The organism is Tabrizicola sp. TH137 (assembly GCF_002855575.1).
GTDB lineage: Bacteria > Pseudomonadota > Alphaproteobacteria > Rhodobacterales > Rhodobacteraceae > Paragemmobacter.
In genome coordinates this window covers 240,756-256,086 of sequence record NZ_PKRQ01000005.1, presented here as the reverse complement: position 1 = coordinate 256,086, position 15,331 = coordinate 240,756, and the positions used below count along the sequence as shown (strand labels likewise).

The window sequence follows — 15,331 nt, the reverse complement described above, 5'->3', positions numbered from 1 at the left end:
CCCCGACTAGAGGCCGACGGGGCGGCGCAGGTCAAGCGTCATCGGGAATTCTGCCGAACGGGCCTCGGGCAGAGGCGCAAGACCCTGCGCTGGGCCATAGCCGAAGGGCTGGAACCGGGCCAGACGCCGCGCCTCGGCCTCGTTGCCATTGACGGGGAAGGTGTCGTAGTTGCGCCCGCCCGGATGGGCCACATGATAGACGCAGCCGCCAAGCGCCCGGTTCGACCAGGTGTCGAAGATGGAAAAGGTCAGCGGCGCCTGCACCGGGATGGCCGGATGCATGGCCGATGCGGGTTGCCAGGCCTTGTAACGCACGCCCGCGACGGCCACCCCGCCGCCGATGGGTGTCAGCGGGGCCGTGCGCCCGTTGCACAGGATGCGGTAGCGGGAGGGATCGGCGGCGGTCAGTTTCACCTGAAGCCGTTCGGTGGAACTGTCCGTGTAGCGGACCGTGCCGCCGATGGCCCCCGTCTCGCCCAGCACATGCCAGGGTTCCAGCGCCTGCCGAAGTTCCAGATGCGCGCCCTCCACCTCGACCTCGCCACAGAAGGGGAAGCGGAATTCGGCTTGCGCGGTGAACCATTCCTCGCGCAGGTCAAAGCCGTGATGGCGCAGGTCGGTCAGCACATCGCGGAAATCCTGCCAGACCATGTCCGGCAGCATGAAGCGGTCATGCAGCGCGGTGCCCCAGCGGGTGAGCGGGCCCGGCGCCGGGCTGATCCAGAAGCGGGCGATGAGCGCGCGGATCAGGAGTTGCTGGGCAAGGCTCATCCGTGCATCGGGCGGCATCTCGAAGCCCCGGAACTCCACCAGACCCAGCCGCCCGGTGGGGCCGTCGGGGGAGTAGAGCTTGTCGATGCAGATTTCGGCGCGATGGGTGTTGCCGGTCACGTCGGTCAGCATGTTGCGCAGCAGGCGATCCACCAGCCAGGGCTGGGGCGGCATCGTCGGCCCCGGCGGGGGGATCTGGGCCAGCGCGATTTCCATTTCGTACAGCGCGTCATGGCGCGCCTCGTCGATGCGGGGGGCCTGGCTGGTGGGGCCGATGAAGAGGCCGGAGAAAAGGTAGGACAGCGACGGATGGCGGTTCCAGTGCAGGATCAGGCTGGCCAGCAGGTCTGGCCTGCGCAGGAAGGGGCTGTCCAGCGTGCTGCGTCCGCCCACGACGACATGGTTGCCGCCGCCGGTGCCGCAATGCTTGCCGTCGATCATGAACTTGTCGGCACCCAGCCGCGTCAGCCGTGCCTCTTCATAGACGCCGGTCGTGATCGACACGCAGTCCTGCCAGCTTTCTGCCGGGTGCACGTTCACCTCGATCACGCCGGGATCGGGGGCGACGCGGATCACGTTCAGGCGCGGGTCATGCGGCGGGGCATAGCCTTCGATATGCAGCTTCAGCCCCAGCCGCAATGCGGCCGCCTCGGCCACATGGATGAGGTCGAGGTAATCCTCCAGCGCCGACATGGGTGGCATGAAGACACAAAGCCGCCCGTCGCGCGCCTCGGCCGATAGGGCGGTGCGGACATGGCCGTCGATTTCCGTGGTGATCTGTTCGACGCGGGTCTGTGCGGCGCCATCCGCCACGAAACTGGCCCGCGCCTGCGCCTTTGGCACCGGGTCAAGCGGCGGGGGTTCGGGCAGAGGCGCACGCTCGATGGTCGGGTCCATCGGGTTGACATAGGGGTATTGCGCGGGCGTCAGATAGGGCAGGCTGGCCAGCGGCAGGCGATAGCCGACCGGGCTGTCACCGGGCACCAGCAGCAGCTTGCCCCGCCGCAGACGCCAGCGTTCGGAATTCCACTTCCGCCGCCCGCCCTTGCCCTGCCAGGGCTGCACGGGCAGGACATAGCCAACGGGCTTTGTCAGCCCGCGCGCGAAGACCTGCGCGATGCGGTGGCGGGCTTCCGGGTCTTCGAGTTCCGAGTTCTCGGGCGTGACATTGGCGGGAAGGTTGGCTTCCTTGACCAGCCACTCGGCGGGGTCTTCGAAGGCGGGCAGGACGTGATCGGCGGGAATCTCCAGTTCCGCCGCGATCTCCTGCATCAGGGCCTCGGCCTGCCGGGCCGTCGCGCCCTGATCGACGCCTTCCTCGGCGATGAGGTCGGGGTTTTGCCAGATCGGCTGGCCATCGTTGCGCCAGTAAAGGGAGAAGGTCCAGCGCGGCAGCGTCTCGCCCGGATACCATTTCCCCTGCCCGTAATGCAGGAAGCCGCCGGGCGCGAAACGCCGCCGCAGCCGCCGGATCAGCCGGTCGGCGAGGGTGCGTTTCGTCGGCCCCACGGCGGCGGTGTTCCATTCCGCACTTTCGAAATCGTCGATGGAGACGAAGGTCGGCTCGCCCCCCATCGTCAGGCGAACGTCATTCTCGGCCAGAACCTGATCGACCTTGCGGCCAAGCGCATCCAGCGCCTGCCAGCTCTCCTCGGAAAAGGGTTTGGTGATGCGCGGATGTTCCGAGACGCGGGCGACCTGCATGTCGAAGCGGAAATCCACCTCCGGCACGCCTGCGGCGGAAAAGCCCCCCGCGATGGGGGCAGCATGGCGGTAATGGGGTGTGGCAGCCAGCGGGATATGGCTTTCCCCGGTCAGAAGGCCGGAAGTCGGGTCAAGCCCGATCCAGCCTGCGCCGGGGATATAGACCTCGCACCAGGCATGGAGATCGGTGAAATCCACCTCGGTCCCCGAGGGGCCGTCGAGCGCCTTGAGATCGGGCTTCAACTGGATCAGGTAGCCTGACACGAAGCGGGCGGCGAAACCGAGATGGCGCAGCGCCTGCACCAGGAGCCACGAGGAATCGCGGCAGGACCCGATGGCCTTGCCCAGAGTTTCTTCGGGCGTCTGCACGCCGGGTTCCATGCGGATCGTATAGCCCACCTCGCGGGCGATGCGCGCATTCAGGGCCACGACGAAATCGACGGTGCGGATGCGGTCGCGCGGGGTGGCGTCAAGGAAGGCCTGCAACAACGGACCCACCGGATCGGCGCGGCGATAGATCACAAGATCATCCACCAGATCGGCGGGATAGTCGAAGGGCCAGGTCTCGGCGCTGTCTTCGACGAAGAAGTCGAAGGGGTTGTAGACCGTCATGTCGGCGACAAGATCGACCTCGATCTTCAGCTCGCGCACCGGTTCGGGAAAGACGAAGCGCGCGAGCCAGTTGCCGTAAGGGTCTTGCTGGAGGTTCACGAAATGATTGGAGGGGTGGACCTTCAGCGAATGGGACAGGACCCGTGTGCGGCTGTGCGGGGCGGGGCGCAGGCGGATGATCTGCGGGCCCAGCGTGACCGGGCGGTCATAGATGTAATGCGTCAGGTGGTGGATGCTGGCCTTGATGGACATTGAGGCTCCTTCGTTGGAACCAGCAGTAGCAGGCCGGGGCAGGGCTGCAAACGAAAGCGGCGGGTGGGGTGGGGCAAGCATGGTTGCCCCCGCCCGTTTTCCCGCCACTCTGCCTGTTTTTCGATCAGGTCGCGGTCAGCGACCGAGGGCCTGCACCACCAGTTCCGCCGCCGCCGCGCCGGAATACTGCTGCTGTCCGGTGATCAGGTTTCCGTCGCGCAGGGCGAAGGGCTTGAACATGTTTGCGGTGACGAAGTTGGTATCGGCCATTTTCTTCGCTTCTTCCTCGATCCAGAAGGGCTGAATGCGCTTGCCCACGAAGGCATCGGCGAAGGCCTCTTCGGAATTGGCAAATCCTGTCCAGGTCTTGCCCTTCACCAGCAACTCGCCATTCGACAGCCGCGTCTTCAGAAGGATGCAGGTGCCGTGGCAGACGATGGCGACGATCTTTCCCGCCTCGTAGCTGCGGGCGACGAAGGCGTGCAGGGCGGCGTCGTCGATCATCGTGACCATAGGCGACTGCCCGCCAGCGACGAAGATCGCGTCATAGGCGGCGGGGTCCACTTCGGCGATGGATTTCGTGCCCTTGAGCAGCGCCGCATGGGGTGCGGATGTCTTGAAGCCCAGCGAGAGGATGTCATGGGCGGAATAGCCGCTGGCATCTTCGGGGTCGGAATAGCCGTCGGCGACCAGATCGCCGCCCTTTGGGCTGACGATGTCGATCTGATAGCCGGCTTCGGCAAAGGTCCAGTAGGGATGGGTCAGTTCCGCCCACCAGAAACCGATGGGCCAGCCGGTGGTGGGGGAGGTGCCGGGATTGGCGGCGATCATCAGCACCTTCTTGCTGCCGTGGATGTCGATGGATGCAGACATTGTGTTTACCTTTCAATGGGTTGTTGTGCGGGGATAGATGAAGCGGGCGATCCGGGGCGTCAGGCGGGGCATGATGACATAGGTCATCAGCCCGACCTGGATCGTGACCATGACGAACAGGCGCAGCGGCAGGGGCCAGCCCTGCATCAGCGGGCCGAGCGTCAGGTTCAGGATCAGCACCAGCAGGAAAACCACCGCCACCAGCACCAGCGCCATGCGGTGCGGGCTGGGCTGCGGCACCTTGGTCCCCGCGGGCGGATCGAACCAGAATTCGAGGCCGGTCATGCGGTCCCAGACCGCATCGGCGGCAAAGAGATCGGCGCCTTCCTCCAGCATCCGGGCGCGGAAGGCAGAGCGTTCGAAGGCCTCCAGATGCGCCAGACTGTCAAAGCGGAAGAGGCTGCGATAGGCCTCGCCCGGTGCGGCGGGGCGGTGGAATTCCGCCCCCACATAGCCGGGAAAGTCGCGCGCGGCACCTTCTGTCAGGCGGGCGAGCCAGGACTCATAGGCCGCCTCGCGCCCCGGCCTAACCCGGCGGCGGACAAGGATGGTGACGGCTTCGGTCATGCGGAAACCTGAGGCAGGTCGTACCAGTCGGGTCGGGACTGTTCCCACAGGTTCCTGACGATGCGTTTGCCCGTGGGACCATCGACCAGCCCGGCGGAGACAAGCCAGCGCCCGGCGGCGGTGACTTCCTTCAGAACGCGCGCCCCGCAGGTGCCGCAGAAGGCGCGGCGTGATGCCTCGGACGACTGATACCAGACCAGTGCCTCGCCCCCCGTCAGGGTGATGTCGGCGATGGGGGCGGCGAGGAAGGCGTTGAAATTGCCGTGCATCTTCTGGCAATCGCCGCAATGGCAGGCCAGCACTCCGGCTGCAGCGGCGGGAAGGTCGATCTGCACCAAACCGCAATGGCAGGAGGCGTGGAGGGTGTCGGACATTGTTCTCTCCTCTCTGGGGGTGCCTTGGACGGCCGCGAAGGCCCAGTCGCGGCCCTTGCCGCGCAGGATCGCCTGATTGATCCAGACCATGGCCAAGGGTTCCAGAAGCCGCGCCTTGGTCAGGCCGCCGGCATCGAGCGGGTCGAAGCCAAGGTCGCGCAGCAAGTCCGCCGCCATGGCCTTGGCCGCGCCGTCGTCGCCCGCCATGAACTGCACGGGCCGGTGGGGCAGGTGGGCGTTGCGGGCCATCACCTCGGCCCCCACCTGATTGAGGGTCTTGACCACTCGCGCCTGCGGCAGAAGGGACTGCACCCTCTCGGCCCCGCTGGTGGAATGGCCGATCATCAGGCCGAGCGCGCCATCGACCATGCCCAGCGGGTTCATGCAGTCGATCACCACCTTGCCCGCCAGCGGACCGAGATCCGCGATGGCCGTGGCGGCGGCAGCCCAGGGCAGGGCGAGCAGGACGACATCAGCCGCCTCGGCGGCAGCGCGGGGGGCGGCTGGCCTGGCTCCAGTTTCGGCGGCAAGTCGGGTAACGCCCTCTGTCCCCGGGTCGCGCGCGCCCAGCATCACGGCATGGCCCTTTCCCGCAAGGCCCCGGGCGATGGCCGATCCCACATTTCCCGTCCCGATGATGGCGATCTTCATCCGCGTCTTTCCCTTGCTCATCCCGTTTCAGGAGGGATAAGCAGGAGATGACTGAAACAAAAACGAATAAGGCTAATGTCTGAGTTAAGTCAGAATGAACTCCGCCGCCTGGATCTGACGCTGCTTCTGGTTTTTCTGGGCCTGCTGCGGCATCGCAAGGCCACCACGGTGGCGGCCGAGCTTGGCCTGACACAGTCGGCGATCAGTCAGGCCCTGCGGCGGCTGCGCGAGGTGTTCGGGGATGACCTCTTCCTCCGCCGCCCGCATGGGATGGAGCCGACGGCAGCGGCGCTGGCGCTGGAGGCGCCGGTCGGGCAGGCGGTGGAAATGCTGCGCGGGGCTTTGGGGGCGGTCCGGGCCTTCGATCCGGCGGCAGCGCGGGGCGTCGTGCGGATTGCGGCGCTGGACGCCGAACAGGCGGCGCTGGTGCCACGTCTGGCCGGGCATCTGCGGCAGGTCGCGCCGGGGCTGACGCTGTCTGTCCTGCCCTTGGGGCGGGCGGCGGCGGTCGAGGCCCTGACCGAGGGGCGGGCCGATCTGGCCTTCGGCCTGATCCCCGACCTGCCCGAGACGATCTCGCGTCAGGTCCTGTATGACGAAGGCTATCTGGTCGCGGGCCTGCCCGCCGCCTTGCCGGATGCGCCGGTGATCGGACTTGATGCCTATTGCGCCGCCGATCACGTGCTGGTGTCGCCGGGGGGCGATCTGCGCGGGGTGGTGGATGCGCAACTGGAGCGGATGGGGCGGCAGCGGCGCATCATCCTTGGGCTGCCTGCCTTTCTGCCCGCGCTGGCGGCGGTGGCGCAGTCGGGCGCGCTGGTCACCTTACCGGCGCGTATCGCGGCGGCCTTCGCCCCCGGCTTCGGCCTGCGTCTGGCCGAACCGCCCTTGCCCGTGCGCAGCTTTGCCGTTTCGGCCTATTGGCACCGCCGTGACGAGGCAGATGCGCGGCGGCGCTGGCTGACGGAACAGGTGTCCTTGCTCGTTCAACACTAGGCGCGGGCGATGGCCCAGCAACTGCCGAAGAGCCGCCATGACCTCGCCTTGATCCGAATGGATCGTCAACCGAGCTTTTCTTCGCTGTGAAGACCATGTTGACCCCGTTTCTGCTGCTCTTGCTGAGCCTTCTGTCGGCTCTGGCTCTGCGTCCCCTGCCGGGCGAGACGGCCATCCCCCTTTTCCTGCTCGCCGTTGTCGCGTCTCTGGCCGCCTTGATCCTTTTGTTGCGCGCCATGATCGGCAGGCGCCGAAAGGAAGGCCACGACCGTCGGCAAGACTGCGTGGTGATCGACGGGTCCAATGTCATGTTCTGGCAAGACGATGTGCCGCGATTGGCGGCAGTCACAGCGGTACTCGATGAAGTGAAGCGGGCGGGGTTGAAGCCCATTGTCTGGTTCGATGCAAATGTCGGGTATAAGGTCGCCGATCGCCATATGGGCCCGCGCGACCTGTCACGCGCACTGGGCCTGCCGCTCCGGCAGATCAGGATCGCGCCCTCCGGCACGCCAGCCGATCCGCTGCTTCTGGAAGAGGCTGCGGCGCTGGGTACCGGCGTGGTCACCAACGACCTTTACCGCGATTGGGTCGAGGCCTTTCCATCCGTCCGCGTGCCGGGAGTCCTCGTCTCTGGACGAGTCACTGCGGACGGTCAGGCCTTGTTGAAATGGGCCGCTTAGCGCCGCCGCTTGTTCCCGCCGCGCTGGCCTGCGCGCCCTGCCGTGGACCGGCCCGACATCTTGACCGCAGCCTCGGCTGCCTCTTCCACGGCGGACTGCCGCGCAAGGGGATCGTCGGCCACGGCGAGTTCCACCGCTTCGAGCCGCTTCACCTCGTCCCGCAGGCGGGCCGCCTCTTCGAATTCGAGGTTTTCGGCGGCCTTGCGCATCTGGGCGCGCAGCGCATCCAGATGGGCGGCGAGGTTTGACCCGACCATCGGCTTGTCCACCTTGGCGGTGACGCGGGACTGGTCGGTGTCGCCCTGCCAGAGACCGGCCAGAACATCCTCGACATTCTTCTTCACCGTGGTGGGCGTGATGCCGTGTTCGAGGTTGTAGGCCACCTGCTTTTCGCGGCGGCGGTTGGTTTCGGCCATGGCGCGTTCCATGCTGCCGGTGATGCGGTCGGCATACATGATGACGCGGCCTTCGGCATTGCGCGCCGCCCGCCCGATGGTCTGGATGAGCGAGGTTTCCGAGCGCAGGAAGCCTTCCTTGTCGGCATCGAGGATCGCCACAAGGCCACATTCGGGGATATCCAGCCCCTCGCGCAGAAGGTTGATGCCCACCAGCACGTCGAAGGCACCGAGGCGCAGGTCGCGCAGGATTTCGATCCGTTCGATCGTGTCGATGTCGCTGTGCATGTAGCGGACGCGGATGCCCTGTTCGTGCAGGTATTCGGTCAGGTCTTCGGCCATCCGTTTCGTCAGGGTGGTGACAAGGGTGCGGTAGCCTGCGGCGGAAACCTTGCGCACCTCGTCAAGAAGGTCATCGACCTGCATCTCTACCGGCCGGATTTCCACCTGCGGGTCGATCAGGCCGGTGGGGCGGATGACCTGTTCGGTAAAGACGCCGCCGGTCTGTTCCAGTTCCCATGCCGCAGGCGTCGCGCTGACGAAGACGGATTGCGGGCGCATGGCATCCCATTCCTCGAATTTCAGGGGGCGGTTGTCCATGCAGGAGGGCAGGCGGAACCCGTGCTCGGCCAGGGTGAACTTGCGCCGATAGTCGCCGCGATACATGCCGCCGATCTGCGGGACGGAGACGTGGGATTCATCGGCAAAGACGATGGCGTTGTCGGGGATGAACTCGAACAGCGTGGGCGGCGGTTCGCCCGGCGCGCGGCCCGTGAGGTAGCGGGAATAGTTTTCGATCCCGTTGCAGACGCCCGTCGCCTCCAGCATCTCCAGATCGAACTGGGTGCGCTGTTCCAGACGCTGCGCCTCCAGCAGCTTGCCTTCCTTCACCAGTTGGTCAAGGCGGACCGCAAGCTCTGCCTTTATGCCCTTGATCGCCTGCTGCATCGTCGGGCGCGGCGTCACGTAATGGCTGTTGGCATAGATGCGGATCTGCTTGAACGTATCGGTCTTGGCCCCGGTCAGCGGGTCGAATTCGGTGATGGCCTCCAACTCCTCGCCAAAGAAGGAAAAGCGCCAGGCCCGGTCTTCAAGGTGCGCGGGCCAGACTTCCAGACTGTCGCCGCGGACGCGGAAGGAGCCGCGGGCGAAGGCCTGATCGTTGCGGCGGTACTGCTGCGCCACCAGTTCCGCCATGACCTTGCGCTGGTCATACATCTGCCCGGTGACCAGATCCTGTGTCATGGCGGAATAGGTTTCCACCGAGCCGATGCCGTAGATGCAGGAAACCGAGGCGATGATGATCACGTCATCCCGTTCCAGAAGCGCGCGGGTGGCCGAGTGGCGCATCCGGTCGATCTGTTCGTTGATCTGGGATTCCTTCTCGATATAGGTGTCCGACCGGGGGACATAGGCCTCGGGCTGGTAATAGTCGTAGTAGCTGACGAAGTATTCCACCGCATTGTCGGGGAAGAAGCCCTTGAATTCCCCGTAGAGCTGGGCGGCCAATGTCTTGTTCGGCGCAAGGATGATGGCCGGGCGCTGCGTCTCCTCGATCACCTTGGCCATGGTGAAGGTCTTGCCGGTGCCTGTGGCGCCCAGAAGCACCTGATCGCGTTCGCCCGACAGGATGCCCGCCGTCAGTTCCTTGATGGCCGTCGGCTGGTCGCCCGCAGGCTTGAACGGCGTCTGCATCACGAAGCGCCGCCCCCCTTCCAGCTTGGGCCGGGTAAGGACATCGGCGCGTTCGGTCAGGGCATTGGCGTTGTTGTGGGGCATCGTGATTCCCTCGCGGCCGGGCTGGACTGACAGATTTGATCCGTTTTTGTTCCCCTGCAAGAAGCCTGTGGGAAAGATTGCCGGAAGATGAAGGAAGCCCGATCAATTTTCCGGGTTTTTCATGAAAACACTTCATCCTTGGATTGCATGTCATGCGGAAGTGGTGGAGTATGGACGAGCAAGCAGCAAGGCTGTCGGCCGGTCGCACACACCCCACCCACACTCCCCGTGGCCGGTCGACAGTTCCTTGATCCTGATGGGGCTGGGGCAACCTGCCGCTTGCATCCGCCCCGCCTTTTCGCCACAACACGCCTGCACGATCAGGAGGTTGTCCATGCGCGCCCGTATCTATCAGCCCGCGAAGACCGCCATGCAGTCCGGCACGGCCAAGGCCAAGGGCTGGGTTCTGGAATTCGCCCCCGCTTCGGCCCGCGAGGTGGATCCGCTGATGGGCTGGACCTCCAGCGATGACACGCAGGCACAGGTCAAGCTGCGCTTTGATACCCGCGAGGCGGCAGAGGCCTATGCGACCTCGAAGGGGATCGAGTTCGAGGTGATCGAACCCAAGGCGCGCAAGCCGGTGATCCGCCCGCGCGGCTATGGCGAGAATTTCGCGACCGACCGGCGCGGGGCCTGGACCCACTGACGGGCATGTCGATCACGATCACCGAGGAAAGCCCGGTCGGAACCGATCTGGGCCTGCTGTTCGAACGGCACACGGCGGACATGCATGCCGACACGCCGCCCGAATCGATCCACATGATGGATGCCTCGGAACTGGCCATCCCTGCGGTGCGTTTCTTCGTGATGCGCGATGTCGGGATGCCGGTGGGGATGGGCGCCTTCAAGCGGATCGACGATACCCATGCCGAGATCAAGTCGATGCATGTGCTGTCTGAGATGCGCGGGCGCGGCCTGTCGCGCCGGATGCTGGACCATCTGGTGGATGAGGCACGGGTGATGGGATACCGCCGCCTGAGCCTTGAGACGGGGGTGCAGCCCACCTTCATCGCGGCCCGAGCCCTCTATGCCAAGGCCGGTTTCACGGAATGCCCGCCCTTCGAAGGCTATTGGGACGACCCCAATTCCGTCTTCATGACCAAGATGCTCTGAAGGCTTGCCTGACAGCGCGACCTCGGCCAAAAGGGGGCAACGGTCCCGTAGCTCAGCTGGATAGAGCAGCCGCCTTCTAAGCGGCGGGTCGGGGGTTCGAGTCCTCCCGGGATCGCCAGACCAATTCGGCTGACTTGGCCTTCACGTTCCTGCCAGGGCATGTCTCGCGGCGGCGGCCAGGAAGGATGAGCGGTTCATTCCCCTTGCTTTCGCGGTCTGGTCGATGGCGCGCAGGAGTTCGCGTTCCATCGTTATGTTCACCCGCTCCACCACCGTATCGGCGGGAATGTAGGGAATGTGCATGAGCGTAGCGCCTTCCGCCAATGCCTCAGCGACGTGGGGAATCTGGCGGATCGTGTCGAGGGAGGCGGGTGTCACGTCGGGCATGTCCTCAAACCAGAGGTCGAGGGCTTCGGCGGCGGCGGCAGGAACGGCATCCCAGGTGTCGGCTGCGGCGAAACAGCCCGGCAAGTCGGGGAAGGTCAGGCCATAGGCACGGTCGCCGTCCTGATGCACGAGGGCCGAAAAGAACTTCATCTGCGCGTTGTCCCTGTCACTGCGTCCCTTGGGCTAGCGGAGCCCCGCCGCCTCGTAGATGCTCCGCACGAGGCCGAGGGGCAGGTCTTTCTTGGGGTGAGGCAGGATCACTGTCTGGTTCCCCCTGCGGAGTTTCAGATGCGATCCGCGCTTGGACACTTCTTCGAAACCGGCCGCTTTCAGCAGCTTCAGGAGCTTGCGGGAATTCGTCTCAAGCTCCATCATACCACCTAATGTGTATCAAAGTATACACCACGGCGCGCGCTGCGCAATGGTGTATGTACTATCGTGTGTATTGACGGCCTTGGAGAGGATCCTCCATCACTTCAGCTTGATGCAGAAATGCTTGCGCACCGGCTTTTCGATCTTCCACGTCCCGGCAAAGCCCGGTTCCACCACGAAGCCGTCGCCGGGATGCAGGGTGACGGGGGTGCCGCCATCCGGGGTTATGGTGATCTGGCCGTCGATCAGGTGGACGAATTCATAGAGCTTGTAGGTCGCATGCCAGGTGCCGACCGTTGCCTCCCAGGTGCCGCTGATCACGCTCCCGTCGAGCGAGGTGTGCTGCACCCAAGTCTTCATCGTCGGGTTGCCCTCGACCTTCACCCAGCCGTCTAAGTCGGTCACCATCGGTTCGGGGCCGGGGGCGGGGAAACGGAAAACCATGTCGGCCATGTCTGCTGCTCCTGCGTTCATCCTTCGCCCCAGTGGTAGGACCGGGGCCGCAGGCTGGCAAGCCGGAAAGGCGGAACGGGGCTTGCCTGCCGGGCGGGGATGGGCGAGTGGAAGGGTCTGAACTCTGCGGGGAAGGGCGAAGATGCTGATCCGGGGCGCGACGGCGGCGGATGCTGCACATCTGGTGCGGTTCATCAACATGGCGGCGGATGACCTGCCGCTGCATTTCTGGAAGAAATCGGTGGGGCCGCAGGGTGACCCCTGGGCCTATGGGCTGGAACGGGCGGCACGGGAGACCGGCGGCTTTTCCTATCGCAACGCCTTCGTCGCCGAGGTGGAGGGGCAGGTTGCCGCCTGCCTTCTGGGCTATCCCGCCGAGGATGAGCCCGCGCCGATCGACCCCGACACGCCGCCGATCTTCGTGCCGCTTCTGGAACTGGAGGCGCTGGCGCCGGGGTCCTGGTATCTGAACGTGCTGGCAACCTATGAGGCATTCCGTGGGCGCGGCCTCGGCAGCGCGCTTCTTGCCAAGGCCGAAGAGGTGACGCGCGGCCTTGGCCGCAGAACCGTCAGCCTGATCGCCGAGGACACGCATCTTGATGCCCTGCGGCTGTACACCGCCAAAGGTTACCGCGAAGTCGCCCGCCGCCCTGTCGTCAAGGGCGACTGGGCGGTCGAGGCGCAGGAGTGGATCCTTTTCGTCAAGACGGTCTGACCGCGGCGCGCCTCAGGTCTTGTGCGGCAGGGTGGAGGGGGCGCCGCCCTCGAAACGGTTGCCGTGGCGATAGTCGCAGGGCGCCTCCTGCATCTGGAGGTGAAGGCCGGTGCCGGTGAAGGGATGGGCGCGGGCAACATCCTCGTCGAACTCGATCCCCAGACCGGGGGCTTCGGGGGGAAGGATATAGCCGTCTTCCCACTTGATCGAGTTCTTGATGAGTTTCAGGTGGAAGGCCCCGCCCGTCTCGATCGTTTCCGCGATCAGGAGATTGGGGATGGAGGCCGCGAAATGGACATTGGCCGCCCATTCCACCGGGCCCGCATAAAGGTGGGGGGCCATCTCGGCGTTGAAGATTTCGGCCATGGCGGCGATCTTCTTGGCCTCCCATATGCCGCCGACGCGGCCCAGGGCGGGTTGCAGGATCTTGACGCCGCCCGCCCGCAGAAGCGTGCCGAATTCGTATTTCGTCGTCAGCCGTTCCCCGGTGGCCAGCGGCACGCGGACGGATTTCGCGACTTCAGCGAATTCCAGCAGGTTGTCCGGCGGGATCGGTTCTTCGTACCAGAGCGGGTTATAGGGTTCCAACTCGCGGCCCATGCGGATGGCCCCCGGCGTGGTGAACTGCCCGTGGGTGCCGAAGAGGAGATCGGCACGATCGCCCACGGCTTCGCGGATCGCCTTGCAGAAGGCGATGGAGCGGGTGATGTCGGACATGGCCGGTTCATGCCCGCCGCGGATCGTGTAGGGGCCGGCGGGATCGAATTTCACTGCCGTGAAGCCCATGCCGACGAAGCGCAAAGCGGCCTCGGCAGCGGCATCCGGATCCACCCAGAATTCGGCGCTTTCCTTGCCCGGTTCAGGGTAGAGATAGGTATAGCTGCGGATGCGCTCGTTCATCTTGCCGCCGAGCAGGGCATAAACCGGACGGTTGCGCGCCTTGCCGAGGATATCCCAGCAGGCGATTTCCAGCCCCGCGAAGGCGCCCATCACGGTGGGGTCGGGGCGCTGGGTGAAGCCCGCGGAATAGGCGCGGCGGAACATCAACTCGATGTTTTCCGGGTTCTCGCCCTGCATGTGGCGGCTGAACACATCCTCGATCACCGCCTTCATCGCCGTCGGGCCGACAGTCGAGGCATAGCATTCGCCATAGCCCACGATGCCGTTGTCCGTCGTCAGCTTGGGGAAGATCCAGTAGCGCCCGCCCCAGCCGGGGAAGGGTGGCGCGACGACGAAGATTTCGAGATCCTTGAGCTTCATTCCTGTGTCCCGCCCTTGTCTGGCTGCGGACCGGGGGTTTTGCACCCCCGGACCCCCGCAGAGTATTTTTGCCAAGATGAAGCTAGGGGTGGGTTCACGGCATGGCGCAGGGATTTGCGACGTGAAAGTGACGCTTTCAGCCCTTGGCCCGTCCCGTGACATGCAGGATCAGGCAGACCACCATCAGGGCCGAGGCCAGAAGGAAGGGTGCGCCGGGAGAGAAGACGGGGGCGTCCGGCGCGGTGAAGGCGGCGAAGGTCGTGGTCATGATGAGCGGCGAGGTGATCATCGCGATGGCGTTGAGCGAGGCGAGCACGCCCTGCAATTCGCCCTGCGCATCGGCCGGAGCGGCGCGGCTGGCCAGCGCCTGAAGCGCGGGCGTGACGACGCCGCCCAGGGCCGTGAACGGCGTGATGATCAGGGCATGTGCGCCTTGCGTGACGAGGCCGAGGGCGGCGAGGGTCGTCACATCGACCCACATCCCGTAATGCACCGCGCGATGTTCGCCGAAGCGGCGGATCAGCGGCCCGACGAGCAGGGCCTGACCGGCGGCAAAGCTGATGCCGTAAAGGGCGAGCGACAGGCCCACCATCGTGCTGTCCCAGCCGAAGCGGGCCTGTCCGTAATAGGCCCAGATCGCCGGATAGACGTTCATTGCGATGCCGAGGATCAGGAAACAGGTCAGCACCCGCTTCAACCCCGGCAAGCGCGACACGGCGCGCAGCGCGCCGAGAGGGTTGGCTCGCGCCAGGGAGAGGGGGCGGCGGGTGGCATCTGTCACCGTTTCGGGCAGCACGAAGAAGCCGAAGATCATGTTGGCAAGGGCAAGGGCCGCAGCGGCGTAGAAGGGGGCATGCAGGTCGATGGAGGCCAGAAGGCCGCCGATCAACGGGCCTGCGACGAATCCCACCCCGAAACAGGCCCCGATCAGCCCGAAGCGCGCCCCGCGTTTTTCCGGCGGGGTGATGTCGGCGATATAGGCGGTGGCGGTGGAATAGGTGGCTGCGGTGATGCCGGCCACGACGCGGGCAGCGAGGAGGAGCCAGATCGTTGGCGCCATCGCCATGACGAGATAGTCGAGCGACATCACCGCGAGCGAGATCAGCAGAATCGGGCGGCGACCGAACCTGTCGGAGAGCGACCCGATGATCGGGCCGAAGAGGAACTGCATCACCGCATAGGAGGTGGACAGGACACCGCCCCAGATGGCGGCCTGCGACAGGGTGCCGCCCGTCACGCTTTCGATCAGGTCGGGCATGACGGGGAAGATCAGGCCGATGCCGATGGCATCTATGGTGATGGTGATCAGGATGAAGGCGAGGGCAAGCTTTTCGCGGCGGTCGGACATGCGGGTTCCCTTGCCCAGTGACTGCGCCG

The 15,331-nt window shown here is 65.5% G+C and carries 15 protein-coding genes and 1 tRNA gene; 6 read left to right on the top strand and 10 right to left on the bottom strand.

Going from position 1 to position 15,331, the window contains the following annotated elements:
• Positions 1–6: 6 nt before the first annotated feature.
• The 4 genes from C0V75_RS16260 to C0V75_RS23015 form a co-directional block, all read right to left on the bottom strand.
• Complete coding sequence (locus C0V75_RS16260) at positions 7–3,339, bottom strand: DUF2126 domain-containing protein (protein WP_101922014.1); 3,333 nt, start codon at positions 3,337–3,339, stop codon at positions 7–9.
• Positions 3,340–3,474: 135 nt separating this feature from the next.
• Positions 3,475–4,212, bottom strand: a complete 738-nt coding sequence (locus C0V75_RS16255) for a type 1 glutamine amidotransferase domain-containing protein (protein WP_101922013.1) — start codon at positions 4,210–4,212, stop codon at positions 3,475–3,477.
• A gap of 12 nt (positions 4,213–4,224) precedes the next feature.
• On the bottom strand, positions 4,225–4,779 hold the full coding sequence (locus C0V75_RS16250; protein WP_101922012.1) for an antibiotic biosynthesis monooxygenase: 555 nt from the start codon (positions 4,777–4,779) through the stop codon (positions 4,225–4,227).
• Positions 4,776–5,804 (bottom strand): NAD(P)-binding domain-containing protein, encoded by a 1,029-nt coding sequence (locus C0V75_RS23015; RefSeq protein ID WP_158241858.1) that lies wholly within the window; start codon positions 5,802–5,804, stop codon positions 4,776–4,778. Before C0V75_RS23015 ends, C0V75_RS16250 begins: the two co-directional genes overlap by 4 nt.
• A gap of 75 nt (positions 5,805–5,879) precedes the next feature.
• Between C0V75_RS23015 and C0V75_RS16240 the strand changes: the two genes are divergently transcribed.
• Positions 5,880–6,800 (top strand): LysR family transcriptional regulator, encoded by a 921-nt coding sequence (locus tag C0V75_RS16240; RefSeq protein ID WP_101922011.1) that lies wholly within the window; start codon positions 5,880–5,882, stop codon positions 6,798–6,800.
• Positions 6,801–6,895: 95 nt separating this feature from the next.
• Positions 6,896–7,480 (top strand): hypothetical protein, encoded by a 585-nt coding sequence (locus tag C0V75_RS16235; protein WP_101922010.1) that lies wholly within the window; start codon positions 6,896–6,898, stop codon positions 7,478–7,480.
• Here C0V75_RS16235 and uvrB read toward each other — a convergent pair.
• Positions 7,477–9,654 carry an excinuclease ABC subunit UvrB gene (uvrB, locus tag C0V75_RS16230; RefSeq protein ID WP_101922009.1) on the bottom strand — a complete coding sequence of 726 codons (2,178 nt, stop codon included), beginning with the start codon at positions 9,652–9,654 and terminating at the stop codon, positions 7,477–7,479. The two genes, C0V75_RS16235 and uvrB, sit on opposite strands and share 4 nt — an antisense overlap.
• 334 nt (positions 9,655–9,988) lie before the next feature.
• Here uvrB and C0V75_RS16225 point away from each other — a divergent pair, with 334 nt between their 5' ends.
• From C0V75_RS16225 to C0V75_RS16215, 3 genes are all read left to right on the top strand, one after another.
• Positions 9,989–10,300 (top strand): ETC complex I subunit, encoded by a 312-nt coding sequence (locus C0V75_RS16225; RefSeq protein ID WP_101922008.1) that lies wholly within the window; start codon positions 9,989–9,991, stop codon positions 10,298–10,300.
• Entirely contained in the window at positions 10,297–10,767 is a 471-nt protein-coding gene (locus C0V75_RS16220) for a GNAT family N-acetyltransferase (protein ID WP_371410697.1), read from the top strand. The genes C0V75_RS16225 and C0V75_RS16220 overlap by 4 nt, the downstream gene beginning before the upstream one ends.
• 41 nt (positions 10,768–10,808) lie before the next feature.
• A tRNA-Arg gene (locus C0V75_RS16215) sits at positions 10,809–10,885 on the top strand.
• Between the two features lie 23 nt (positions 10,886–10,908).
• Here the strand turns inward: C0V75_RS16215 and C0V75_RS16210 are convergent.
• From C0V75_RS16210 to C0V75_RS16200, 3 genes are all read right to left on the bottom strand, one after another.
• The gene (locus C0V75_RS16210) at positions 10,909–11,304 is read right to left on the bottom strand and encodes a type II toxin-antitoxin system HicB family antitoxin (RefSeq protein ID WP_101922006.1); all 396 of its coding nucleotides are present in this window, start codon (positions 11,302–11,304) and stop codon (positions 10,909–10,911) included.
• A 33-nt stretch (positions 11,305–11,337) separates the two neighbouring features.
• Entirely contained in the window at positions 11,338–11,526 is a 189-nt protein-coding gene (locus C0V75_RS16205) for a type II toxin-antitoxin system HicA family toxin (RefSeq protein WP_101922126.1), read from the bottom strand.
• A gap of 99 nt (positions 11,527–11,625) precedes the next feature.
• Positions 11,626–11,979 carry a cupin domain-containing protein gene (locus C0V75_RS16200; protein WP_101922005.1) on the bottom strand — a complete coding sequence of 118 codons (354 nt, stop codon included), beginning with the start codon at positions 11,977–11,979 and terminating at the stop codon, positions 11,626–11,628.
• Positions 11,980–12,121: 142 nt separating this feature from the next.
• Here C0V75_RS16200 and C0V75_RS16195 point away from each other — a divergent pair, with 142 nt between their 5' ends.
• Positions 12,122–12,694 (top strand): GNAT family N-acetyltransferase, encoded by a 573-nt coding sequence (locus C0V75_RS16195; protein ID WP_101922004.1) that lies wholly within the window; start codon positions 12,122–12,124, stop codon positions 12,692–12,694.
• Positions 12,695–12,706: 12 nt separating this feature from the next.
• Here C0V75_RS16195 and C0V75_RS16190 read toward each other — a convergent pair whose 3' ends face one another.
• A complete protein-coding gene (locus C0V75_RS16190; protein ID WP_101922003.1) occupies positions 12,707–13,954 on the bottom strand; it encodes a mandelate racemase/muconate lactonizing enzyme family protein in 1,248 nt (415 codons plus the stop codon).
• A gap of 136 nt (positions 13,955–14,090) precedes the next feature.
• Positions 14,091–15,302 (bottom strand): TCR/Tet family MFS transporter, encoded by a 1,212-nt coding sequence (locus tag C0V75_RS16185; RefSeq protein WP_101922002.1) that lies wholly within the window; start codon positions 15,300–15,302, stop codon positions 14,091–14,093.
• Positions 15,303–15,331: the final 29 nt, after the last annotated feature.

What these genes read in the sequence shown, in the direction of transcription:
- C0V75_RS16235 (WP_101922010.1), top strand. Translation starts at nt 6,896, where the DNA reads ATGTTGACCCCGTTTCTGCTGCTCTTGCTGAGCCTTCTGTCGGCTCTG.
- C0V75_RS16205 (WP_101922126.1), bottom strand. Translation starts at nt 11,526, where the DNA reads ATGGAGCTTGAGACGAATTCCCGCAAGCTCCTGAAGCTGCTGAAAGCG.
- C0V75_RS16250 (WP_101922012.1), bottom strand. Translation starts at nt 4,779, where the DNA reads ATGACCGAAGCCGTCACCATCCTTGTCCGCCGCCGGGTTAGGCCGGGG.
- C0V75_RS16185 (WP_101922002.1), bottom strand. Translation starts at nt 15,302, where the DNA reads ATGTCCGACCGCCGCGAAAAGCTTGCCCTCGCCTTCATCCTGATCACC.
- uvrB (WP_101922009.1), bottom strand. Translation starts at nt 9,654, where the DNA reads ATGCCCCACAACAACGCCAATGCCCTGACCGAACGCGCCGATGTCCTT.
- C0V75_RS16255 (WP_101922013.1), bottom strand. Translation starts at nt 4,212, where the DNA reads ATGTCTGCATCCATCGACATCCACGGCAGCAAGAAGGTGCTGATGATC.
- C0V75_RS16190 (WP_101922003.1), bottom strand. Translation starts at nt 13,954, where the DNA reads ATGAAGCTCAAGGATCTCGAAATCTTCGTCGTCGCGCCACCCTTCCCC.
- C0V75_RS16225 (WP_101922008.1), top strand. Translation starts at nt 9,989, where the DNA reads ATGCGCGCCCGTATCTATCAGCCCGCGAAGACCGCCATGCAGTCCGGC.
- C0V75_RS16240 (WP_101922011.1), top strand. Translation starts at nt 5,880, where the DNA reads ATGTCTGAGTTAAGTCAGAATGAACTCCGCCGCCTGGATCTGACGCTG.
- C0V75_RS16195 (WP_101922004.1), top strand. Translation starts at nt 12,122, where the DNA reads ATGCTGATCCGGGGCGCGACGGCGGCGGATGCTGCACATCTGGTGCGG.
- C0V75_RS16200 (WP_101922005.1), bottom strand. Translation starts at nt 11,979, where the DNA reads ATGGCCGACATGGTTTTCCGTTTCCCCGCCCCCGGCCCCGAACCGATG.
- C0V75_RS16260 (WP_101922014.1), bottom strand. Translation starts at nt 3,339, where the DNA reads ATGTCCATCAAGGCCAGCATCCACCACCTGACGCATTACATCTATGAC.
- C0V75_RS16210 (WP_101922006.1), bottom strand. Translation starts at nt 11,304, where the DNA reads ATGAAGTTCTTTTCGGCCCTCGTGCATCAGGACGGCGACCGTGCCTAT.
- C0V75_RS23015 (WP_158241858.1), bottom strand. Translation starts at nt 5,804, where the DNA reads ATGAAGATCGCCATCATCGGGACGGGAAATGTGGGATCGGCCATCGCC.